Genomic DNA, 20,573 nt, shown 5'->3' with positions numbered 1-20,573 from the left:
GCGTCTACGCTGTTTTAAGGTTCTGATCACAGTAGGGTGATGGAGAAGCTATGAGTTCATCGTGTATAGAAGAAGTCAGCGTTCCGGACGACAACTGGTCCCGGATCGTCAGTGAACTGTTAGGTCGAGCAGGCATCACTATCAATGGATCATCGCCATCCGATCCTCAGGTTAAACATCCCGACTTTTTTAAACGCGTGCTGCGAGAGGGATCGTTAGGCCTGGGAGAAAGCTATATGGACGGCTGGTGGGAGTGCGAACGTCTGGACACCTTTTTTGCCAGCGTGCTGCGTGCCGGTCTTGAAAATCAACTCCCTCGCAATCTGAAAGACACTTTGCGTGTCGCCTCAGCCCGACTGTTTAATCTGCAAAGTAAAAAACGCGCGTGGATCGTCGGCAAAGAACACTACGATCTGGGCAACGACCTGTTCAGCCGTATGCTGGACCCTTTCATGCAATACTCCTGCGCCTACTGGAAAGACGCGTCGACGCTTGAAGAGGCCCAGCAGGCCAAGCTGCGTCTGATCAGCGAAAAGCTGCAGCTACAGCCCGGCATGCGCGTGCTGGATATCGGCTGCGGCTGGGGCGGGCTGGCGTATTTTATGGCGAAACACTATGGCGTCAGCGTGGTCGGCGTGACGATCTCAGCGGAACAGCAAAAAATGGCGCGGGAGCGCTGTGAGAGTCTTGACGTGGATATCCGGCTGCAGGATTACCGTGACCTGAACGAGCAGTTTGACCGGATCGTCTCCGTCGGCATGTTCGAGCACGTGGGGCCGAAAAACTACGCTACCTATTTTGAGGTGGTGGATCGGAATCTGAAACCGGACGGCATCTTCCTGCTGCACACCATCGGCTCTAAGCGAACCGACAATAACGTCGACCCGTGGATCAACAAATACATCTTTCCGAATGGCTGTTTGCCTTCCGTCCGCCAGATTGCCAACGCCAGTGAACCCCATTTCGTGATGGAAGACTGGCATAACTTTGGCGCGGATTACGACACCACGTTGATAGCATGGCATGCGCGTTTTCAGGAGACCTGGCCTGAGATTGCGGACAACTATTCTGAACGATTCAGGCGGATGTTTAGCTATTATCTGAATGCCTGCGCGGGGGCGTTTCGCGCACGGGATATTCAGCTCTGGCAGGTGGTATTCAGCCGTGGGATTGAACACGGACTACGTGTCGCACGCTAAAAAAATAACCCCGGATGCCCGGGGTTATTTTTTATTCTTCTTCTGCGGCGGTCTTTATTATTGCCGCTTCTTTTGCTGCCAGCACGCGCTCAACCGTATCCACCACTGCCTGGGTTTGCGGATCGATTTCAATATTCACGCGGTGCCCCAGTTTTTTGGCACCCAGCGTGGTGCGCTGCAGCGTTTCAGGAATTAAATGCACGCAAAAACGCGTTGGCGTTACTTCACCTACCGTCAGGCTAATCCCATCGATGCCAATAAATCCTTTATAGAGGATGTATTTCATTAATGAAGGATCCTGCATTTTAAACCAGATTTGACGGTTATTTTCCGAGGTCACGATTTTTGCCACTTCAGCGGTGGTCATGATGTGCCCGGACATCAGGTGGCCGCCAATCTCATCGCTAAACTTCGCCGCCCGCTCAACGTTGACAGTATCTCCTACCGCCAGCTCGCCCAGGTTGGTGATGCGCAGCGTCTCTTTCATTAAATCAAAGCTAATCTGGTTGCCGTTAATTTCGGTAACGGTCAGGCAGCAGCCGTTGTGAGCAATCGACGCGCCGGTTTCAATACCCTCAAGCATATATTCCGGCAGCTCAACAACATGAGTACGGAAATTAGGTTTTTCATCAATGGACACCACTTTGGCGGTGCCCTGCACAATACCAGTAAACATGCTTACAACTCCTGTTTTTTCCGGACGGTGGTGACACCGTTTAATCCCACCACAATAACAGTTGGAAAAAGAGGTTGCCAGCGGAGCGCATTTTCTGGCGATTTTTTCACTAGATAAATAGCTAAAGCCCGCTACAATAGCTGGCACCCCCCTGCATTTTCTTCTTGCTGCCCGTTTCGGCGGCTTTTTTAGTCTCTCAAATAACTACAAAATAAAGGTGTTCACGTGCAGAAGTACATGAATGAAGCGCGCCAGCTATTGGCACTGGCTATACCAGTGATCGTCGCGCAAGTGGCCCAGACCGCAATGGGATTTGTGGATACGGTAATGGCAGGTGGCTACAGCGCCACCGATATGGCGGCCGTGGCTATCGGCACGTCAATCTGGCTTCCGGCCATCCTGTTCGGCCACGGTCTGCTGCTCGCGCTCACGCCGGTTATCGCTCAGCTCAATGGCTCGGGTCGTCGCGAGCGCATTGCCCATCAGGTTCGTCAGGGTTTCTGGCTGGCAGGGTTTGTTTCCCTGCTGATCATGGTCGTGCTCTGGAACGCGGGCCACATCATTCGCGCTATGCATAACATTGACCCGGCACTGGCTGATAAAGCCGTGGGCTATCTGCGCGCCCTGCTCTGGGGTGCGCCCGGCTACCTCTTTTTCCAGGTGGCGCGTAACCAGTGTGAGGGCCTGGCGAAAACCAAGCCCGGGATGGTGATGGGCTTTATCGGCCTGCTGGTCAACATTCCGGTGAACTATGTCTTTATTTACGGTCATTTCGGGATGCCGGAGCTCGGCGGCGTCGGGTGCGGCGTGGCGACGGCAGCCGTTTACTGGGTGATGTTCTTCTCCATGATCGCCTTTGTAAAACGCGCCCGCTCCATGCGCGACATTCGTAACGAGAAAAGATTTAGCACGCCGGACTGGAACATCATGACGCGTCTGGTGCAGTTAGGGTTACCGATCGCCCTCGCCCTGTTCTTTGAGGTGACCCTGTTTGCCGTGGTTGCCCTGCTGGTCTCCCCGCTGGGCATTGTGAACGTGGCCGGGCACCAGATTGCGCTGAACTTCAGCTCCCTGATGTTCGTCCTGCCGATGTCGCTGGCGGCGGCGGTGACGATTCGCGTCGGCTTCCGCCTGGGCCAGGGCTCAACGCTGGATGCGCAAACGGCCGCCCGGACCGGGCTGGGCGTCGGCGTCTGCATGGCTGTCTGTACGGCGCTCTTTACCGTTGCATTACGCGAGCAGATTGCCCTGCTCTATAACGACAACCCGGAAGTGGTCACGCTGGCATCGCACCTGATGCTGCTGGCCGCGATTTACCAGATCTCTGACTCCATCCAGGTGATTGGCAGCGGCGTGCTGCGTGGATATAAAGACACGCGCTCCATCTTCTTTATCACCTTCATCGCCTACTGGGTGCTGGGTCTGCCGTGTGGCTATATTCTGGCCCTGACGGACTTAGTGGTTGAGCGCATGGGGCCGGCAGGGTTCTGGATGGGCTTTATCATCGGCCTGACGTCGGCGGCGATTATGATGATGATGCGAATGCGCTTCCTGCAGCGCCAGCCATCAACGATCATTTTGCAACGCGCTGCCCGTTAAATACGCAGTAGCCGCCACCCGGCGGCTACTTTCTCTTCACTTTGCGCGGTAATACAGCAATCGCGTGAAATCAGAGAGAAAATTGCATTTTCCCTCTTGCCACCTCGGTGCTGTGCCGCTAATATTCGTCCCCGTTGTCACCGACAACACGTTGCGTTCATAGCTCAGTTGGTTAGAGCACCACCTTGACATGGTGGGGGTCGTTGGTTCGAGTCCAATTGAACGCACCATTCTGCGTCCGTAGCTCAGTTGGTTAGAGCACCACCTTGACATGGTGGGGGTCGGTGGTTCGAGTCCACTCGGACGCACCATTTCAGTCCTGAAATGGTGCAAATCCTCTTCTGATATCCTGAATTTTCCTAATCCCTTATTTTCATCATTATTCTCCTGCTACGCTTTTCTTATGGAAAAAACACAGGAAACGTGTTGATGAAGAAGATCGCGATTATCGGCTCCGGCCCCACAGGGATTTACACCTTTTATCACCTCCTCAAGAACAGCACGCCGCTCTCCGTTTCCGTTTTCGAACAATCCGAAGACGCTGGCGTGGGTATGCCCTATAACGACGACGATAATTCCCGGCTGATGCTGGCGAACATTGCGAGCATTGAAATCCCGCCCATTTTTATCACCTACCTCGACTGGCTCAAGGAACAGAGTGACGCCCATCTTGCGCGCTTTAAGGTTGATAAAACCCGCCTGCATGACCGGCAGTTCCTGCCCCGGCTTCTGCTGGGTCAATATTTCCGCGACAGCTTTCTTTCCATCGTAAAAGAGGCAAAAAGGCTGGGATTCAACGTTGATGTCCATGAATCTGCGAAGATCACAGACATCATTCCCGCGACAACCGGCGTTACGCTTTCCGTCAACGGCAGCGTCTTGCCTGAACAATTCGACCTTGCGGTTATCGCCACCGGCCACGTCTGGCCAGACGAGGACGAATCCACGCGCACGTTCTTCCCAAGCCCGTGGTCCGGTCTGATGGACGCCAGTATCCCTCCCTGCCGCGTCGGTATCATGGGGACATCGTTAAGCGGTCTCGACGCGGCCATGGCGGTGGTGATGCAGCACGGTGAATTTCGTGATGATAAATTCGTGCTGGATAAAGGCAGCGACGCGTTGAAGATTGTCCTGATGTCCCGAACGGGTATTCTGCCGGAAGCCGATTTTTACTGCCCTATTCCTTACGAACCGCTGTCGGTATTGACCGAAGGCGCGGCTGAAAGCGAGATTGCCCAAGGATCGGATGGCCTGCTCGACCGTATATTTACCCTGATGGTCAAAGAGCTTCAGCTGGCTGACCCGACGTGGTGTGAGAAAATATCCCTGCATAAGCAGAATGCGGACAGCATTCGTGAGGCCTGGTTTGAGGATCGTAAACGGCACGGCCCCTTTACCTGGGCAGAGGAGAATCTCAACGAGGTTGAGCGGAACAAACGCGAGCGGCGCACCGTAGCCTGGCGCTATACCGTGCTTCGGCTGCATGAGGTGGTTCAGGAGATTGTTCCCCACCTCAACGAACGGGACAGAGAGCGCTTTAAGCAAGGCCTCGCCCGCGTATTCATCGACAACTATGCGGCCATCCCTCCGCAGTCTATCCGCAGGCTGCTCGCGCTTCGCGAAGCCGGCATCATTAGCGTGGCGACGCTCGGCGACGATTACGCGCTGGATATTGGCAGCGATCGAACGGTAATCACTACACAAGAGACCGTTTACCGTTTCGACGTGTTTATTGATGCGCGCGGGCAGAAGCCGCTCAAAACGAAGGATCTGCCCTTTCCGACGCTGCGCAAACAGCTGGAAGCCACGGGCGAAGAGATACCGGACGTCGGTGAGGATTACACCTTAAATGCGCCTGACGCCGTTCGCGGGCGCATCGCCTTCGGCGCGATACCGTGGCTGATGCACGATCGTCCCTTCGTTCAGGGGCTGGCGGAGTGTGCAGAGATTGCGGAAGCAATGGCGAAGGCGGCGGAAAAACCCGCGTCTCGATCGCGGCGCAGATTACCGTATATCGAGAACTGACAGGGCTTCCATGCCCTGCTGTCGAGGATTACTCGAAGAAGACTTCCGGATTTTCAGACAGCGAAACGAAGGTTTTCGTCGCTTTATCCAGGGCAAGAATTTTGCCGCTTTCAATGTCGTATACCCAGCCGTGCAGTCGGATGGAGTTATTACGCAGGCCCACCGCGACGGACGGGTGGGTCTTAATGTTGCTCAGCTGCGCAAACACGTTCTCCTGCACCATCGCATTGACCTTATCGATCGGCTTATCCCAGGTTTTCTTCTCAACCACGGCTTTCGCCGCGTCTGAATAGCGCAGCCAGTGTGACACAGCAGGCATTGGCTCCAGGTTCGCGTTATCGGCAATCGCCTTCATCGCGCCACAGTTGGAGTGACCGCAAATCACGATATCCGTGACGCCCAGCGCCACCACGGCGTATTCGATAGTGGCGGACACGCCGCCAGGCTCCGGCCCGAAAGGCGGTACGATGTTGCCAGCATTACGAATGACAAAGAGTTGTCCTGGCTCTTGCTGGGTGACCAGTTCCGGGACCAGACGGCTGTCGGAGCATGAGATGAACAGCGCTTTGGGATTCTGGCTGGACGCTAAACTGCGGAAGAGTTCTTTACGTTGCGGGAAAATCTCTTTTTGAAAGCTGAGAAAACCTTCAATGATATGTTGCATAGCAATGTCTCTTTTATCTGTTTTAGTTTAGGCATGATCGAGATCACACTCGTAAAGTTTACCCATCGTGGTTTACTTCAGACAAGCAATATATTTCTGGCCCGACCGCTGCACAATCTCGTCCGCACTGGCCTGGATGTTCTGCCCTTCAAACGCGCCGTAAAGACGTTCAAAGGTTTTGCCTTCGAGATGACTCACCACCGACGCCACGGTGCGGGCCGGCAGCGGAAGATAATTCGGATAGCTCCACATAAACGAGACGGCGTCTTTACCCGGCGTGACCTGCAGAATATCGCCCACCAGCAATACCCCACCCCCCTCCTGCCAGTGCAGCACCGTTCCACCGGCAAAATGCCCGCCCAGACGCAGCAGGGTGACCGACGGGAAAATATCCAGCGCATCCCCCTCCCAGAAATGAATGGCCGGGCTGTCGCGCATGACCCACTCTTTGTCGCTGGCGTGCAGATACACCGGCGCATCAAACGCCGCAGCCCACTCCTGCATGGTGGTGTAATAGTGCGGATGTGAAATAGCAATCGCGCTGATGCCGCCGAGGGCGGTAACGAGCGCTTTGGTTGCGGGGTCGAGGTTGGCGATGCAGTCCCAGAGGATATTGCCGTGGGGCGTTTGCAGGAACAGCGCCCGCTGGTTTATCGCAAACGCGGGCACCGTTTTGATCCCAAACAGCCGCGGCTCCAGCTGCTGCCATTTATTGCTATGCGTGGCGGTGACGGTGACGAGATCGGTCCATGCCTGGCCCGTGGCGGGCACGTACTGGCGTTCATCCTCGCAAATTGGGCATCTGTCCGGGCGGGCATCGTAGGCGGTTCCGCAGGTTTTACAGAGTGTAATCATGTGCTCTCCTCAGCGATAAAGCACTGAGTATGGCAGGGATTATCCTTATGTGCTGCGAGGTACATTGCTGGCTTTTTTTGCCCTATACTGTGCCAGTATCAAAAACTGAACAGAGCAGGTGCCACATGGAAATTGATCTCGATAACTTAGTCTTTAACGGTCTGGATGAAGCCGAAGAGCGTAATGCGGAACGTCTGGACGATGCAGACAAAAAAGCACAGGCGATTGTCGCCGACGACGACTGCGGCGACGCCTGCAAGATCTAATAAAAAAGCACCGGGAAGCCGGTGCTTTTTTATTTCACTCGTTACACGTCACGCACACCTCGTTCCAGTACGTTTCGCGCGTGCGGCGCAGTTCAGCGTGACGTTTTATCATGGAACCACTCCGGGTCAATGTTGGCGACGTCGACGCCATACAGGCTGGCGACAGGCAGGATTGACTCAAGAACACGTTGCGCGCTGTTCTCCGCATTCACTGGTCGGGCCGCAAAAAACCGCCGTAACGTGCTGATCCATTTTTTCATCGTCTTACCCTCTCTCGCCGTGTCTGATCTCAGTTAAGCACTCAAATGCCGCGCGGGGGAAATACCAAAATCCACTGTCGATGTGCAGGATTTGCAAATAGCCTCCCGTTCTTTTCACTCTTCATTAACACCTTGTTCACTAATGCTTTTTTGCTCATAGCAAAGAACGATTTCTTATTTGGCGATAGCTTTCGCTTATGGGAGCGTAGCGGGGTAAAACAAAAACAACGGGATGGCGAATGACTATGGCAGCAAACATGAAAGGGTTTACAAAACGGACACTGGTTCTGGGATTACTGGCGGCGGGCAGCCTGCTTTCAGCGCAGGCACAGGCCGATCAGCTGGCGGATATTAAGGCCGCAGGGGTGGTGAAAGTGGCCACGTTTGACGCCAACCCGCCGTTTGGCTCTATTGATGCCAAAACGCACGAGATCGTCGGATATGACGTGGACTTCGCCAAAGCGCTGGCAAAATCGCTCGGCGTGAAGCTTGAACTGGTTGCCACCAATCCGGCTAACCGTATTCCGCTGCTGCAGTCCGGAAAAGCTGATCTGATCGTGGCGGATATCACTATCACCCCGGAACGCGCGCAGGTGATTGATTTCTCGACGCCTTACTTTGTCACCGGCCAGCAGTTCCTCGTGCCGGCGAAATCACCGGACAAGCTTGATGACTACAGCCGGGCGCGTATTGGCGCGGTCAAAGGAACGACGGGCGAGCAGGCGCTTCACCAGCGTTTCCCGCAGTCACGCGTGCTCTCTTATGACGATATTCCGCTGGCGCTGACGGCACTGCGCAACGGTAACGTACAGGCCATCACCCAGGACAGCACCATTCTGGCCGGTCTGCTGGCGCAGGCGCCGGATAAAGCGAACTTTAAAATCCTGCCCGACCTGCTCAGCAAAGAAGAGATTGGCGTTGGGGTGAAAAAAGGCGAAACGGCGCTGCTGAAGGCCGTTAACGACGAGCTGGTTAACCTCGAGAAGAACGGTCAGGCAGCAAAAATCTACGATGTCTGGTTTGGCCCAAACACGCCTTCCCCACAGCCTCGCGCCTTTAAAATAGAAGCTAAGTAATATGCTCTCAGGTTTATTTTCACACTCCGCGGCCGGTGCCGCGGATTTTTCACATCTGGAACAGGCCAGCGTCGAGTTTCGTCACGTGGACAAACGCTACGGTGACCATCAGGTTTTAAACGACATTAACCTCACCATCACGCCCGGTGAAGTGGTCGCCATCCTCGGCCCGTCGGGTTCCGGTAAATCCACCCTGATCCGTCTTATCAACCAGCTTGAAACCCTGAGCGGCGGAGAGATTCTGGTCGACAACAAGCCTACCGCAAAGCTCTCCGGTACCGGGCTGCGCCAGCTGCGCAGCCGCGTGGGGTTTGTGTTCCAGCAGTTCAATCTTTACGCCCACCTCACCGCCAGCCAGAACATCACCCTGGCGCTGGAGCAGGTTCACGGCTGGAAGCCGCAGCCTGCCCGGGAGCGCGCGCTGGCCCTGCTGGAGAAGGTCGGGATGCTGGAAAAAGCCCACCATTTCCCGGCAGAACTTTCCGGTGGACAGCAGCAGCGCGTCGCGATTGCCCGCGCCCTGGCCTCCTCACCGCAAATCATTCTGTTCGATGAACCCACCTCCGCGCTGGATCCGGAGATGATTGGTGAAGTGCTGTACGTGATGAAAGCCCTCGCCCACAGCGGGATCACGATGATCGTGGTGACCCACGAGATGCAGTTTGCCCGGGAAATTGCCGACCGGATTGTCTTTATCGACGGCGGGCAAATTCTGGAAACCGCGCCGCCGGCGCAGTTTTTCAGCCAGCCGTCGCATCCGCGCGCGCAGCGGTTCCTGCAGAAGGTGCTCAACCCGCTGCATCAGGAGCATCTGTAATGCCCGCGCTCGACTGGCAGGGAGTACTGACCGGACAGCCTCTGCAGTGGATACTCTCCGGATTCCTCACCACCCTGTGGGTCACGCTTGCCGGGATGCTGCTGGCCAGCCTGCTCGCACTGCTTTTTATGCTCCTGCGCCTTTCCGGCGGACGCCCCGGGAACGCGGTCGTCAGCAGCTGGGTGTCGCTGTTTCGCAATACGCCGCTGCTGGTGCAGCTGCTGTTCTGGTATTTTGCCGCCTGGAACGGGCTACCGCAGGCGTTCCGCGACGCGGTGAACGCGGATCACAGCTGGTCAATTCTGCCTGGTAACGTCTGGTGGTTTACGCCCGAATTTTTATGTTCTGCCTGGGGGTTGGGCGTCTTTACCTCGGCGTTTTTAATCGAAGAGGTGGAATCGGGCTTACGTTCCGTGCCTGCCGGACAGCGGGAGGCGGCGCTCGCGCAGGGATTCTCCGCGTGGCGTCTGTTTCGTTACATCCTTCTGCCGCAGGGGCTGGCCAACGCCTGGCAGCCCGTTGTGGGGCAGTATCTTAATCTGATGAAGCTCTCCTCGCTCGCCAGCGGGATTGGCTTCGCCGAGCTGACCTATCAGGTCAGGCAGATCGAGAGCTATAACGCGCACGCGCTGGAGGCGTTTACCCTCGGAACCGCGCTCTATCTGCTGACCGGCCTGGTCATGGGGATGGTGCTGGTTCGCATCGGACCTGACGCGAAACGTAAACGCCCAGGCGCCGCCGCCACTCGGAGTGAAAAACATGATTGCCGGACTTAACGTCATCACCGATAACCTCGACTATCTGCTGTGGGGACGCGCGGCAACGGGTGAACCGGGGGGAGTATTGCTGTCGTTAATGATGGCTGCCGGGGCCGCCGTTATCGCTCTGCCCGGAGGGATAGTGCTCGCATGTCTGGCCTGGCGCTTTACCGGGCTCGTGCGAAAGGTCCTCTTTTTATGGGCAGAGCTGATTCGCGGTATCCCGCTCATCTTCGTAATTTTCTGGATGTGGTATCTTCTGCCGCTTATGACCGGGGGCGATCTGCCGGGAGCGTTGACCGTCACGCTGGCCCTGGCCTGGTTTACCGCGGCAACCGTAATGCACTCGGTACTGGCCGGGCTTAACGCGCTACCGTCCGGGCAGTACGAGGCCGCACTGTCACAGGGATTCAGCACGCAGCAAACACTCCTGCGCGTGCTGCTGCCGCAGGCGCTGAGGAATATTCTGCCGTCGCTGGTGGGGATTTTTATCAGCCTGCTGAAGGATACGTCGCTGGCGTTTATCGTGAACGTACCGGAGCTGACCACGGTGGCGGGACAGGTCAACAACCGGGTGCAAATCTACCCGGCAGCCATTTTTATCTTTACGGGCGTGGTCTACTACCTGCTCTGCTGCTCGCTCGAACAGCTTGCGAAACGCTGGCGCATTACCCGGCCAGCGCTTTAACCACCGTTTCCATCGCTTCGGTTGTCAGTTCACTGCGTTTCACGCGCTGGTTCGCCAGCGCGGTACGCAGGACTCCGGCAATGACAATATGCTTTGGCTCCTGCCCTAAATCACGCATCTCAAGCACCACCTTTCCGACCACCCGGCACATCTCCTGGTACAACGCATCATCTTTGGTCACGTTACCCATCGTCATCACTCCATTGCCTGTTAAACGTTGAGCTTAAATGATTCTCCTGCCGGATACAAAAAAGAAGCCCGGCGAGAGACTCGCCGGGCTTCATCTGTAAAATCAGTAATTTAGTTGTTTACTGGGATGACCGCGCCTTTGTACCTGGTGCGGATCCAGTCCTGAATCTCTTTCGAGTGCAGCACGTTCACCAGCGCAACGATATCTTTCTTCTTCTCGTCGCCGCGATGCACGGTAATGATGTTGGCGTACGGGTTGTTTTCACCGCTCTCTACCGCAATCGGGTCGTGAACCGGATCCAGACCCGCGTCAATCGCGTAGTTGGCGTTAATCACCACCGCATCGCCTTCGTTGTTGTTGTACATCTGCGGCAGCAGAGACGCTTCCACGTTCGGCGTGAACTTCAGCTTTTTCGGGTTCTCGACGATGTCGCTGATGCGCGCGGTCACTTTATCGATGCCCGGCTTCAGCTTGATCACGCCCTCTTTCTCGAAGATGGAAAGAATACGACCCTCTTCAGAAACCGCGTCACGCATGATGATCTTGCCACCTTCCGGCAGGTCTTTCAGCGACTTGTATTTTTTGGAGTAGATGCCGATTGGCTCAATGTGGATCGCGCCCGCACTGACAAAATCGTAGTCCTTATCGCCCGCATGATCCTTCAGCACGCTGTTCAGGTAAGGAATGTGCTGGAAATAGTTCGCGTCGATGTCATGACCCGCCAGCGCGGTGTTCGGCAGAATGTAGTCCTGGAACGGTTTGATCTCCAGGTCAATACCCTGCTTTGCCAGAATTGGCTTTGCCTGCTCCAGAATTTCGGCGTGCGGCGTGTTGGATGCGCCCACGGTCAGGGTGTCAGCCCAGGACGCGAAGCTCAGGGCGCTCAGGGTTGCGGCGGCGATCAGTGTCAGTGTTTTTTTCATGATGTGGTTCCTGTGTGTTATTAGAGATTATCTTTTATCTAACAGTGAAGTAATGACATCGCCGCAGAACTGGATAATGAAAACGATGATCAGTATGGTCACCGTTGCCACCAGCGTGACGTCACCATGGTTGCGCTGGAATCCTTCCAGATAAGCCAGATTTCCCAAACCGCCGGCGCCAATCACCCCCGCCATTGCGCTGTAGCTCACCAGCGCAATGAGCGTCACCGTAATACCCGATACCAGTGCGGGTGATGATTCCGGCAGTAAAACCCGAAACACTAACGTGCTCAGTCGTGCGCCCATCGAGCGCGTTGCTTCGATGACGCCTTTATCCACTTCACGCAGGGCGATTTCCACCAGGCGTGCGTAGAACGGTGCCGCGCCCACAATCAGCGCCGGCAGCGCCGCGTTGGCGCCAAGAATGGTGCCGACGACGGTCTTGGTGAACGGGATCAGCAGGACAATCAAAATGATGAACGGAATGGAGCGGAACACGTTCACCACAATCGAAATCACGCTGTAAACCGTGCGGTTGTGGAACAATCCGCCGCGCGCGGTTAAAAACAGCGCCAGCCCCAGCACGATGCCCAGCACAAAGGTCGCCACGCCGGACAGCGCGGTCATGTACAGCGTCTCCAGCGTCGCCGCCCAGAGCTGATCCCACTTCAGATGCGGAAAGAGATTCTCAGCCATGTTTAATCACCTCGCCTTCAATATCGCTGTGCTTCAGGTCGGCGAGGATATTGTTCAGTTGTTCATCGGATGCCACCACGTGCACCCAGAGCTGGCCAAACACGCCGTGGGCGGTTTGCGTCATTTTCCCGTGCAGGATGTTAAACGGCAGGCCGTAGCGCAGGGTCAGTTCACCCACAATCGGCTTATGGGTGCTGTGCCCGGTAAAGGTCAGCCTGATGACCGTGCCTTCCAGATCGTTTGCCAGTTCGGTATTGAAGGTTTCTTCCTCAGCGTACTGGCTTACCTGACGGACAAACTGCTGCGTAATCGGCTGCTGCGGATGGGTAAAGACGCTCAGCACGTCGCCCTCTTCCACGACTTTACCGTTCTCCATCACCGCCACGCGGTCGCAGATTTTGCGCACCACGTGCATCTCGTGGGTGATCAGCACGATGGTCAGCCTGAAGCGGCGGTTAATATCCAGCAGCAAATCGAGGATCTGGTCGGTGGTCTGCGGGTCGAGCGCGGACGTGGCTTCATCGCAGAGCAGCACGTCAGGGCTGTTAGCCAAAGCACGCGCAATGCCCACGCGCTGCTTTTGCCCGCCGCTCAGCTGGGACGGGTACGCATTCTCGCGCCCCTTCAGCCCTACCAACTCCACCAGTTCCGTGACGCGAGCGGTGACTTTTGCTTTAGGTACTCCGGCTATCTGCATGGAAAAAGCAATGTTTTCGCTTACCGTGCGCGACCACAGCAGGTTGAAGTGCTGGAACACCATGCTGATTTTCAGGCGCGCCTGGCGCAGCGCTTCGCCCTTTGCCGCAGAGATATCCTGCCCGTTAATGGTCACGCTTCCGGCGCTGGGTTTTTCCAGGCCGTTTAGCAGACGAATCAGCGTGCTTTTCCCGGCTCCGCTGTAGCCGATAATCCCGTAAATCTGTCCCTGCTCTATCGTCAAATTGACGTTATCAACGGCAGTCAGCGCGACCTTTCCGTTGTCAAAAACCTTCGAAATATTCCTGAGTACGATCATTCTTATTCTTTATCCGTTTCGCGCATGGCTGTTTAGCAGTATGGATGTCCAAACGATAGTAAACAGGCGTTATCAGCTTTTAAATGAACAAAAAAGAATGTGTTATAACTTTCGGCAATAAACAGCGGATTTACCGGGTGGGAAGCATTTAGACCAATTTCAGCAATGATTATCTGCCGGATGCATATCCGCTGGCGGACGGGCGCAAAAAACGGTCATTTTTGCAGCATTTCATCCCGATATAGCCTTCCTCACATCCAGACAACTTTACGTCTTGCTGTCCTGCCATCCAGAAATGGCATTTATATTCCTTTCTGTTCTAAACGGCAGTGAATGGTTCTTTATTGAGAAAATTTCACCGCCCTATCATCCCGTCATGACATCCAGAAAGGAAAACATCATGACGATTTATCACTCCGTCACCGAACTGATTGGTCGTACCCCGCTGATACAGCTGCATAAGCTTGATACCGGTCCCTGCTCGCTGTTCCTGAAGCTGGAAAACCAAAATCCGGGCGGGTCGATTAAGGATCGCGTTGCGCTGTCGATGATTAACGAAGCGGAGCGTACCGGCCAGCTGCAGCCGGGCGGCACGATTATTGAGGCGACGGCGGGGAATACCGGTCTCGGCCTGGCCCTGATTGCCGCCCAGAAAGGCTACTCGCTGATCCTGGTGGTGCCGGACAAAATGAGCCGCGAGAAGATTTTCCACCTGCGCGCGCTGGGTGCCCAGGTGGTGCTGACCCGCTCCGACGTCAACAAGGGCCATCCCGCCTATTACCAGGATTACGCCCAGCGCCTGGCCAACGAGCTGCCCGGCGCGTTTTACATCGACCAGTTCAATAACGAGGCCAACCCGCTGGCGCACCGCACCACCACGGCACCGGAACTGTACGAGCAGCTTGACGGCCAGATCGACGCCATCGTGGTGGGCGTCGGCTCAGGCGGTACGCTGGGCGGCCTGCAGGCGTGGTTCGCCGAGCACTCTCCGCACACGGAGTTTGTCCTGGCTGACCCGGCCGGTTCCGTTCTGGCCGACCAGGTGGAAACCGGACGCTATCACGACGCGGGCTCCTGGCTGGTTGAAGGTATTGGCGAAGACTTTATTCCGCCGCTGGCCCACATTGAAGGGGTGAATCGCGCCTGGCGCATCACCGACCGAGAGGCCTTCACCACCGCGCGCGACCTGCTGAAAACGGAAGGCATTCTGGCTGGCTCTTCCAGCGGCACGCTGCTGGCGGCCGCGCTGAAATATTGCCAGGCGCAGACCGCGCCGAAACGCGTGGTGACCTTCGCCTGCGACAGCGGCAATAAGTATCTCTCGAAGATGTTCAACGACGACTGGATGCGTCAGCAAGGGCTCATCACGCGCCCTCAGGCCGGCGATCTCTCTGACTACATCGCCCTGCGCCACGATGAAGGCGCCACCGTTACCGCCGCCCCGGACGACACGCTTTCCACCGTACTGGCACGCATGCGCCTGTATGACATCTCCCAGCTGCCGGTGCTGGAGAACGGCAAGGTGGTGGGTATTATCGACGAGTGGGATCTTCTGCGGCATATCGGCGGCGACGGCGATCGCTTCGCGCTTCCGGTGACGGCAGCCATGACGCGCCAGGTGGAGTTTCTTGATAAACACGCCCCGGAAAGCGCCCTGAACGCCATCTTCGACCGCGGTCTGGTGGCCGTGATTAATGACAACGACCGTTTTCTCGGTCTGATTACGCGCAGCGACGTTCTGACCGCCTGGCGCAACCGTCTTCAGCAATAAAGGAATCGATGATGAAAAACCTGGCTACCCTGAGCGTACACAGCGGCGAGTTCAACGACCAGCACGGCGCCGTCATGCCGCCGATTTACGCCACCTCGACGTTTGCGCAACCGTCACCCGGCGAGCATACCGGCTATGAATATTCCCGTAGCGGCAACCCTACACGCCATGCGCTGGAAACCGCCATCGCCGAACTGGAAGGCGGCACGCGCGGCTACGCCTTCGCCTCCGGTCTGGCGGCCATCTCCACGGTGCTCGAACTGCTGGACAAAGACAGCCATATTGTCGCCATTGATGACGTTTACGGCGGGACGTACCGCCTGATTGAAAACGTGCGCAAGCGCAGCACCGGCCTGCAGGTCAGCTGGGTTAAACCGGACGACTTAGCCGGTCTCGAGGCCGCCATTCGCCCGGATACCCGCATGGTGTGGGTCGAAACGCCAACCAATCCGCTGCTGAAGCTGGCGGATCTGGCGGCCATTGCGGCGATCGCCCGCCGTCATAACGTCATCAGCGTGGCGGATAATACCTTCGCGTCGCCGGTGATCCACCGTCCGCTGGAGTCGGGTTTCGATATCGTGGTGCACTCCGCCACCAAATACCTGAACGGCCACTCTGACGTGGTGGCCGGGCTGGCGATTGTCGGGGACAACAGGGAACTGGCGGATAAGCTGGGCTATCTGCAAAACGCGGTAGGCGGCGTACTGGATCCGTTCAGCAGCTTCCTGACGCTGCGCGGTATTCGCACGCTTGCGTTGAGGGTAGAAAAGCACAGCACCAACGCGCTGGCGATTGCGCAATGGCTGGATCAGCACCCTCTGGTCGAAAAAGTGTTCTATCCCGGCCTGGAATCGCATCCGCAATATCAGCTTGCCCGCACGCAGATGGCCCTGCCCGGTGGGATGATTTCCGTCGTGGTAAAAGGCGATGCGCAACGCGCCACCGAGGTGATTCGCAACCTGAAGCTGTTCACCCTCGCGGAAAGCCTCGGCGGTGTGGAAAGTCTGGTGAGCCAGCCTTATAGCATGACGCACGCCTCGATTCCGCTGGAGCAACGCCTGGCAAACGGCATTGTGCCGCAGCTTATCCGTCTGTCAGTCGGGATTGAAGATCCGAAAGACCTGATTGCCGATCTCAGCCAGGCGCTGCAAAAATAAGCAAAACGCGGCAGGTCAATCACCTGCCGTCATAAGTTGTCATCATGGCTTAACGCCTTGATAACAATATTATGTGAAACTGCACAGATTATTTCTGAAACACCGTTTCCATTTTCCTTTTATCTTAAAATCAGCGTATAATGCGCGCCTAATCCCTGGTGAATGGTTTCAGCGCTTGGAATACAAAAAACAACGTACAACTTCTCCTCTCCTTCGTTGGGCTGTCACTCAGGCACACTTTCTTCTGCACGCTCATTTGATGTCTCCTATCCTTAGTGCGTGTCATATACTCTTTTGCAACACAGGTTTGACTCCGCGGCGGTGCGCCCCCGGAGCGAGATTTCCATATCCTTCCCAACTTAAAGACTAAGACTGTCATGAAAAAGACGAAAATTGTTTGTACTATCGGCCCGAAAACCGAATCTGAAGAGATGCTGACCAAAATGCTGGACGCCGGCATGAACGTGATGCGTCTGAACTTCTCCCACGGTGATTACGCAGAACACGGTCAGCGTATCCAGAACTTGCGCAACGTGATGAGCAAGACCGGTAAAAAAGCTGCCATCCTGCTGGACACCAAAGGTCCAGAAATCCGTACCATCAAACTGGAAGGCGGTAACGACGTCTCTCTGAAAGCGGGCCAGACCTTCACCTTCACCACCGACAAATCCGTTGTCGGCAACAGCGAAATCGTTGCAGTGACCTATGAAGGCTTCACCAACGACCTGTCCGTCGGTAACACCGTGCTGGTAGACGATGGTCTGATCGGTATGGAAGTCACCGCTATCGAAGGCAACAAGGTTATCTGTAAGGTGCTGAACAACGGCGACCTGGGCGAAAACAAAGGCGTTAACCTGCCGGGCGTTTCTATCGCGCTGCCTGCGCTGGCTGAAAAAGACAAACAGGACCTGATCTTCGGTTGCGAACAAGGCGTTGACTTTGTTGCGGCCTCCTTCATCCGTAAGCGCTCAGACGTGGTTGAAATCCGCGAGCACCTGAAAGCGCACGGCGGCGAGAAGATCCAGATCATCTCCAAAATTGAAAACCAGGAAGGCCTGAACAACTTCGACGAAATCCTCGAAGCGTCTGACGGCATTATGGTTGCTCGTGGCGACCTGGGCGTTGAAATCCCGGTTGAAGAAGTGATCTTCGCGCAGAAGATGATGATCGAGAAATGTGTACGCGCGCGTAAAGTGGTTATCACCGCAACGCAGATGCTGGACTCCATGATCAAAAACCCGCGCCCAACCCGCGCTGAAGCAGGCGACGTGGCAAACGCCATCCTCGACGGTACTGATGCGGTTATGCTGTCCGGCGAATCCGCGAAGGGTAAATACCCGCTGGAAGCGGTGACCATCATGGCTACCATCTGCGAACGTACCGACCGCGTAATGAAAAGCCGTCTGGACTACAACAACGACAGCCGCAAGCTGCGCATCACCGAAGCGGTTTGCCGCGGTGCAGTAGAAACGGCTGAGAAACTGGAAGCCCCACTGATCGTGGTTGCCACCCAGGGCGGTAAATCAGCTCGCGCGGTGCGTAAATACTTCCCGGATGCAATTATCCTGGCGCTGACCACCAACGAAACCACGGCTCGTCAGCTGGTGCTGAGCAAAGGCGTGATCCCTCACCTGGTGAAAGAGATCGCGTCTACGGATGATTTCTACCGTCTGGGTAAAGAAGTAGCTCTGGAGCTGGTGGATCGCGGTCTGGCACAGAAAGGTGACGTTGTGGTCATGGTTTCTGGCGCACTGGTACCAAGCGGCACAACCAATACCGCATCTGTTCACGTGCTGTAATAATTCCTGAACCAATTAATTTGGATAAAAAGCGCCCTCCGGGCGCTTTTTTTATTCCTCGTATTAGCCAAAGTCATTCAAATTGCAAATCGGGTTTCTCTATTTAATTGCGATTTATCTAAGATGAATCCGATGATAAATGCCTTTTTTTCCTTAGATTTTTGCCCGAAAAGGGCTGATTCGATGCTTCTTTGAGCGAACGATCAAAAATAGGTGTATTCCCATCAAAAAAATATTCTCAACCCAAAAAACTTTGTGTAATACTTGTAACGCTACATGGAGATTAACTCAATCTAGAGGGTATTAATAATGAATCGTACTAAACTGGTACTGGGCGCGGTAATCCTGGGTTCTACTCTGCTGGCTGGTTGCTCCAGCAACGCTAAAATCGATCAGCTGTCTTCTGACGTTCAGACTCTGAACGCTAAAGTTGACCAGCTGAGCAACGACGTGAACGCAATGCGTTCCGACGTTCAGGCTGCTAAAGACGACGCAGCTCGCGCTAACCAGCGTCTGGACAACCAGGCTACTAAATACCGTAAGTAATAGTACCTGTTAATAAAATGGCGCACATTGTGCGCCATTTTTTTTGCCTGAGTCAAACGGCTACTGCGTCACCTTCTCCCCTTCATCTTCCGCTACCGCAGCAGACACCCGGCTGTTCTGCACCGACAATACGCTATTGCTGGCTGACGGACCGCTTCCCGACGACACGATAACCGGGATGCCCGCACGACGTGCCAGGGCTTTCTCAATCAGCGCCTTATCGCTTCCCGCCTGAGAAACAAAAGTCGCAAAGTCCGCGGAATGGGCAATTGGCGAGACCTGCGGATTTTCCCCCTCAACCTGCGCCAGCGGACGGTGGACCTCAATATAGCGTTTACCATCCGGCTCCACGGAGAACTTCACGGGTTCATTGATAATCTGTACCCGCGTGCCAACCCGCACCTGTTCGAACAGCGCTTTGATATCCGGGGCGTTCATCCGCATACAGCCGGAGCTGACCCGCAGGCCCACGCTGTCCGGCGCGCTGGTGCCGTGGATGAGATATTCCCCGTTGCCCACGCCTAAACGCAGTGCAAAGCGCCCCAGCGGGTTGTTTGGCCCGGCAGGTACCACCGGAGGCAATTTAATGCCCTGCTCCAGAGAGCGTGCTCTGATGCCCGGCGTGGGTGTCCAGGTGGGATTCGGGATCTTCTGGCTCACCCGCGTGGTCGTCACCGGCGTTTCCAGCCCCAGCTGTCCGATGCCGAGCGGGAAGACCTGAACGATATTTTCTCCCGGCGGGAAGTAGTAGAGCCGAAGCTCTGCGAGATTCACCACAATCCCCTCGCGCGGCGTGTCCGGCAGCAGCATTTGCGACGGAATGGTAATGACGGTTCCCGGCGCAGGGTTTACCGGCGCAATGGTATTGTTCGTTTCCAGAATCACCTGCGCCGCGGTATTAAACCGGCGGGCGATGGTCTGCAGCTTATTATCCCCTTCCTGTATCGTGTAGGTTTGATTTTGCCCAATCAGGCGACTGCCTGCGGGCGGCAACGGATAGTCCATCGCGCGGGCCGAATTAAGTGCGCCGAGCGAACTGAGGAGTAATAGAGTTATGAGAGACGCGCGCTTCATGCTGAGATTCCTTATTCACTGGCAGGACGCCAGAAAGCTGAAAAACCGCGAGGCGGGAACCACCTCGCGAAACAGAATGAATGCTGTTCTGTAAGTCTAGCTAAGGATTGCAGCTTTGGCGCGAATCGCGCGAATCATCGCTTCCAGTCCCTGGGAGCGTGACGGGGTGAGGTGTTGGGTCAGGGCCATTTTTTCAAACCACGGGCGGACGTCAAACGCAACAATATCCTGCGCCGACATCCGGTGGTAAAGAATAAAGACGACCGCAATAAGCCCTTTTACAATGGCCGCATCGCTGTCGCCGTGCAGTGCTATCGTGCCGTCGTCAGACTGCTCCATCACAATCCACACCTGGCTCTGACAGCCCTGAATACTGTTTTCCGGGTTATGCGCCTCTTCACCGAGCGGCGGCAGACGCTGCCCCAGCTCGATGATATAAAGGTACTTCTCTTCCCAGTTTGCGCAACGCCCAAAGTTGCGCAGCAATTTGTCTCTGTCCGGCAGTTCTGCCATCTTTTG

22 protein-coding genes and 2 tRNA genes are annotated in these 20,573 nt (G+C 55.7%); 14 read left to right on the top strand and 10 right to left on the bottom strand.

The window, feature by feature from the left end; genetic code table 11:
- The first annotated feature begins 50 nt into the window (after positions 1 to 50).
- Complete coding sequence (gene cfa, locus SPG90_RS05255) at positions 51 to 1,199, top strand: cyclopropane fatty acyl phospholipid synthase (protein ID WP_322407994.1); 1,149 nt, start codon at positions 51 to 53, stop codon at positions 1,197 to 1,199.
- 31 nt (positions 1,200 to 1,230) lie between these two features.
- Here cfa and SPG90_RS05250 read toward each other — a convergent pair whose 3' ends face one another.
- On the bottom strand, positions 1,231 to 1,875 hold the full coding sequence (locus SPG90_RS05250) for a riboflavin synthase (protein WP_023311347.1): 645 nt from the start codon (positions 1,873 to 1,875) through the stop codon (positions 1,231 to 1,233).
- A 225-nt stretch (positions 1,876 to 2,100) separates the two neighbouring features.
- Between SPG90_RS05250 and mdtK the strand changes: the two genes are divergently transcribed.
- The 4 genes from mdtK (at position 2,101) to SPG90_RS05230 (ending at position 5,499) form a co-directional block, all read left to right on the top strand.
- Positions 2,101 to 3,474 carry an MdtK family multidrug efflux MATE transporter gene (gene mdtK / locus SPG90_RS05245; RefSeq protein ID WP_045401396.1) on the top strand — a complete coding sequence of 458 codons (1,374 nt, stop codon included), beginning with the start codon at positions 2,101 to 2,103 and terminating at the stop codon, positions 3,472 to 3,474.
- Between the two features lie 153 nt (positions 3,475 to 3,627).
- A tRNA-Val gene (locus tag SPG90_RS05240) sits at positions 3,628 to 3,704 on the top strand.
- A 4-nt stretch (positions 3,705 to 3,708) separates the two neighbouring features.
- A tRNA-Val gene (locus SPG90_RS05235) sits at positions 3,709 to 3,785 on the top strand.
- A 118-nt stretch (positions 3,786 to 3,903) separates the two neighbouring features.
- Positions 3,904 to 5,499: an FAD-NAD(P)-binding protein gene (locus SPG90_RS05230; RefSeq protein WP_064791041.1), complete on the top strand. Its 1,596-nt coding sequence runs from the start codon at positions 3,904 to 3,906 to the stop codon at positions 5,497 to 5,499.
- Between the two features lie 28 nt (positions 5,500 to 5,527).
- Here the strand turns inward: SPG90_RS05230 and SPG90_RS05225 are convergent, their stop codons facing one another.
- On the bottom strand, positions 5,528 to 6,163 hold the full coding sequence (locus SPG90_RS05225; RefSeq protein WP_023311344.1) for a carbonic anhydrase: 636 nt from the start codon (positions 6,161 to 6,163) through the stop codon (positions 5,528 to 5,530).
- A 72-nt stretch (positions 6,164 to 6,235) separates the two neighbouring features.
- Positions 6,236 to 7,018 (bottom strand): MBL fold metallo-hydrolase, encoded by a 783-nt coding sequence (locus SPG90_RS05220; protein ID WP_322407993.1) that lies wholly within the window; start codon positions 7,016 to 7,018, stop codon positions 6,236 to 6,238.
- 125 nt (positions 7,019 to 7,143) lie between these two features.
- On the opposite strand from SPG90_RS05220, the gene SPG90_RS05215 reads away from it, so the two are divergent.
- On the top strand, positions 7,144 to 7,284 hold the full coding sequence (locus SPG90_RS05215) for a hypothetical protein (protein WP_003857665.1): 141 nt from the start codon (positions 7,144 to 7,146) through the stop codon (positions 7,282 to 7,284).
- Between the two features lie 92 nt (positions 7,285 to 7,376).
- Here the strand turns inward: SPG90_RS05215 and SPG90_RS05210 are convergent, their stop codons facing one another.
- Positions 7,377 to 7,544 (bottom strand): hypothetical protein, encoded by a 168-nt coding sequence (locus tag SPG90_RS05210; protein WP_185807230.1) that lies wholly within the window; start codon positions 7,542 to 7,544, stop codon positions 7,377 to 7,379.
- 245 nt (positions 7,545 to 7,789) lie between these two features.
- Between SPG90_RS05210 and SPG90_RS05205 the strand changes: the two genes are divergently transcribed.
- From SPG90_RS05205 to SPG90_RS05190, 4 genes are read left to right on the top strand one after another with little or no spacing between them, the layout of a single operon-like run.
- Positions 7,790 to 8,620 (top strand): ABC transporter substrate-binding protein, encoded by an 831-nt coding sequence (locus SPG90_RS05205; RefSeq protein ID WP_322408157.1) that lies wholly within the window; start codon positions 7,790 to 7,792, stop codon positions 8,618 to 8,620.
- Between the two features lies 1 nt (position 8,621).
- Complete coding sequence (locus SPG90_RS05200; protein WP_045401402.1) at positions 8,622 to 9,437, top strand: amino acid ABC transporter ATP-binding protein; 816 nt, start codon at positions 8,622 to 8,624, stop codon at positions 9,435 to 9,437.
- The gene (locus tag SPG90_RS05195) at positions 9,437 to 10,213 is read left to right on the top strand and encodes an amino acid ABC transporter permease (RefSeq protein WP_023311340.1); all 777 of its coding nucleotides are present in this window, start codon (positions 9,437 to 9,439) and stop codon (positions 10,211 to 10,213) included. The genes SPG90_RS05200 and SPG90_RS05195 overlap by 1 nt, the downstream gene beginning before the upstream one ends.
- A complete protein-coding gene (locus SPG90_RS05190; protein WP_045401407.1) occupies positions 10,197 to 10,883 on the top strand; it encodes an amino acid ABC transporter permease in 687 nt (228 codons plus the stop codon). The genes SPG90_RS05195 and SPG90_RS05190 overlap by 17 nt, the downstream gene beginning before the upstream one ends.
- On the opposite strand, the gene fumD is transcribed toward SPG90_RS05190, so the two are convergent.
- The 4 genes from fumD to SPG90_RS05170 form a co-directional block, all read right to left on the bottom strand.
- Complete coding sequence (fumD, locus tag SPG90_RS05185) at positions 10,864 to 11,073, bottom strand: fumarate hydratase FumD (protein WP_045401410.1); 210 nt, start codon at positions 11,071 to 11,073, stop codon at positions 10,864 to 10,866. The genes SPG90_RS05190 and fumD overlap by 20 nt on opposite strands.
- A 110-nt stretch (positions 11,074 to 11,183) precedes the next feature.
- Positions 11,184 to 11,996: a MetQ/NlpA family ABC transporter substrate-binding protein gene (locus tag SPG90_RS05180; RefSeq protein WP_045401416.1), complete on the bottom strand. Its 813-nt coding sequence runs from the start codon at positions 11,994 to 11,996 to the stop codon at positions 11,184 to 11,186.
- Positions 11,997 to 12,023: 27 nt separating this feature from the next.
- Positions 12,024 to 12,692: a methionine ABC transporter permease gene (locus SPG90_RS05175; RefSeq protein WP_008500617.1), complete on the bottom strand. Its 669-nt coding sequence runs from the start codon at positions 12,690 to 12,692 to the stop codon at positions 12,024 to 12,026.
- On the bottom strand, positions 12,685 to 13,707 hold the full coding sequence (locus SPG90_RS05170) for a methionine ABC transporter ATP-binding protein (protein ID WP_248195681.1): 1,023 nt from the start codon (positions 13,705 to 13,707) through the stop codon (positions 12,685 to 12,687). Before SPG90_RS05170 ends, SPG90_RS05175 begins: the two co-directional genes overlap by 8 nt.
- Positions 13,708 to 14,107: 400 nt before the next feature.
- On the opposite strand from SPG90_RS05170, the gene SPG90_RS05165 reads away from it, so the two are divergent.
- From SPG90_RS05165 to lpp, 4 genes are all read left to right on the top strand, one after another.
- Positions 14,108 to 15,478: a pyridoxal-phosphate dependent enzyme gene (locus SPG90_RS05165; RefSeq protein ID WP_064791043.1), complete on the top strand. Its 1,371-nt coding sequence runs from the start codon at positions 14,108 to 14,110 to the stop codon at positions 15,476 to 15,478.
- Positions 15,479 to 15,489: 11 nt separating this feature from the next.
- Positions 15,490 to 16,635: a trans-sulfuration enzyme family protein gene (locus SPG90_RS05160; RefSeq protein WP_045401427.1), complete on the top strand. Its 1,146-nt coding sequence runs from the start codon at positions 15,490 to 15,492 to the stop codon at positions 16,633 to 16,635.
- Positions 16,636 to 17,012: 377 nt separating this feature from the next.
- Complete coding sequence (gene pykF, locus SPG90_RS05155) at positions 17,013 to 18,434, top strand: pyruvate kinase PykF (protein ID WP_322407992.1); 1,422 nt, start codon at positions 17,013 to 17,015, stop codon at positions 18,432 to 18,434.
- A 309-nt stretch (positions 18,435 to 18,743) separates the two neighbouring features.
- Positions 18,744 to 18,980: a murein lipoprotein Lpp gene (gene lpp, locus SPG90_RS05150; RefSeq protein ID WP_001082307.1), complete on the top strand. Its 237-nt coding sequence runs from the start codon at positions 18,744 to 18,746 to the stop codon at positions 18,978 to 18,980.
- A gap of 60 nt (positions 18,981 to 19,040) precedes the next feature.
- Here lpp and ldtE read toward each other — a convergent pair whose 3' ends face one another.
- Positions 19,041 to 20,054 (bottom strand): L,D-transpeptidase LdtE, encoded by a 1,014-nt coding sequence (gene ldtE / locus SPG90_RS05145; RefSeq protein ID WP_063409549.1) that lies wholly within the window; start codon positions 20,052 to 20,054, stop codon positions 19,041 to 19,043.
- A gap of 96 nt (positions 20,055 to 20,150) precedes the next feature.
- Positions 20,151 to 20,567 carry a cysteine desulfuration protein SufE gene (sufE, locus tag SPG90_RS05140; RefSeq protein ID WP_023311331.1) on the bottom strand — a complete coding sequence of 139 codons (417 nt, stop codon included), beginning with the start codon at positions 20,565 to 20,567 and terminating at the stop codon, positions 20,151 to 20,153.
- Positions 20,568 to 20,573 lie beyond the last annotated feature (6 nt).

The sequence above is a fragment of the Enterobacter sp. D2 genome, from assembly GCF_034427575.1.
GTDB lineage: Bacteria > Pseudomonadota > Gammaproteobacteria > Enterobacterales > Enterobacteriaceae > Enterobacter > Enterobacter cloacae_M.
Note: the sequence above shows the minus strand (reverse complement) of the source record. Positions and strands in the feature narration are given on the sequence as shown.

Excerpts from the sequence above, each read along its gene's own strand:
- sufE (WP_023311331.1), bottom strand. The coding sequence starts at position 20,567 with ATGGCAGAACTGCCGGACAGAGACAAATTGCTGCGCAACTTTGGGCGT.
- SPG90_RS05205 (WP_322408157.1), top strand. The coding sequence starts at position 7,790 with ATGGCAGCAAACATGAAAGGGTTTACAAAACGGACACTGGTTCTGGGA.
- SPG90_RS05190 (WP_045401407.1), top strand. The coding sequence starts at position 10,197 with ATGATTGCCGGACTTAACGTCATCACCGATAACCTCGACTATCTGCTG.
- SPG90_RS05220 (WP_322407993.1), bottom strand. The coding sequence starts at position 7,018 with ATGATTACACTCTGTAAAACCTGCGGAACCGCCTACGATGCCCGCCCG.
- SPG90_RS05165 (WP_064791043.1), top strand. The coding sequence starts at position 14,108 with ATGACGATTTATCACTCCGTCACCGAACTGATTGGTCGTACCCCGCTG.
- cfa (WP_322407994.1), top strand. The coding sequence starts at position 51 with ATGAGTTCATCGTGTATAGAAGAAGTCAGCGTTCCGGACGACAACTGG.
- SPG90_RS05230 (WP_064791041.1), top strand. The coding sequence starts at position 3,904 with ATGAAGAAGATCGCGATTATCGGCTCCGGCCCCACAGGGATTTACACC.
- SPG90_RS05180 (WP_045401416.1), bottom strand. The coding sequence starts at position 11,996 with ATGAAAAAAACACTGACACTGATCGCCGCCGCAACCCTGAGCGCCCTG.
- fumD (WP_045401410.1), bottom strand. The coding sequence starts at position 11,073 with ATGGGTAACGTGACCAAAGATGATGCGTTGTACCAGGAGATGTGCCGG.
- lpp (WP_001082307.1), top strand. The coding sequence starts at position 18,744 with ATGAATCGTACTAAACTGGTACTGGGCGCGGTAATCCTGGGTTCTACT.
- SPG90_RS05175 (WP_008500617.1), bottom strand. The coding sequence starts at position 12,692 with ATGGCTGAGAATCTCTTTCCGCATCTGAAGTGGGATCAGCTCTGGGCG.
- SPG90_RS05160 (WP_045401427.1), top strand. The coding sequence starts at position 15,490 with ATGAAAAACCTGGCTACCCTGAGCGTACACAGCGGCGAGTTCAACGAC.
- SPG90_RS05170 (WP_248195681.1), bottom strand. The coding sequence starts at position 13,707 with ATGATCGTACTCAGGAATATTTCGAAGGTTTTTGACAACGGAAAGGTC.
- SPG90_RS05200 (WP_045401402.1), top strand. The coding sequence starts at position 8,622 with ATGCTCTCAGGTTTATTTTCACACTCCGCGGCCGGTGCCGCGGATTTT.
- SPG90_RS05250 (WP_023311347.1), bottom strand. The coding sequence starts at position 1,875 with ATGTTTACTGGTATTGTGCAGGGCACCGCCAAAGTGGTGTCCATTGAT.
- SPG90_RS05210 (WP_185807230.1), bottom strand. The coding sequence starts at position 7,544 with ATGAAAAAATGGATCAGCACGTTACGGCGGTTTTTTGCGGCCCGACCA.
- SPG90_RS05195 (WP_023311340.1), top strand. The coding sequence starts at position 9,437 with ATGCCCGCGCTCGACTGGCAGGGAGTACTGACCGGACAGCCTCTGCAG.
- pykF (WP_322407992.1), top strand. The coding sequence starts at position 17,013 with ATGAAAAAGACGAAAATTGTTTGTACTATCGGCCCGAAAACCGAATCT.
- ldtE (WP_063409549.1), bottom strand. The coding sequence starts at position 20,054 with ATGAAGCGCGCGTCTCTCATAACTCTATTACTCCTCAGTTCGCTCGGC.
- SPG90_RS05215 (WP_003857665.1), top strand. The coding sequence starts at position 7,144 with ATGGAAATTGATCTCGATAACTTAGTCTTTAACGGTCTGGATGAAGCC.
- SPG90_RS05225 (WP_023311344.1), bottom strand. The coding sequence starts at position 6,163 with ATGCAACATATCATTGAAGGTTTTCTCAGCTTTCAAAAAGAGATTTTC.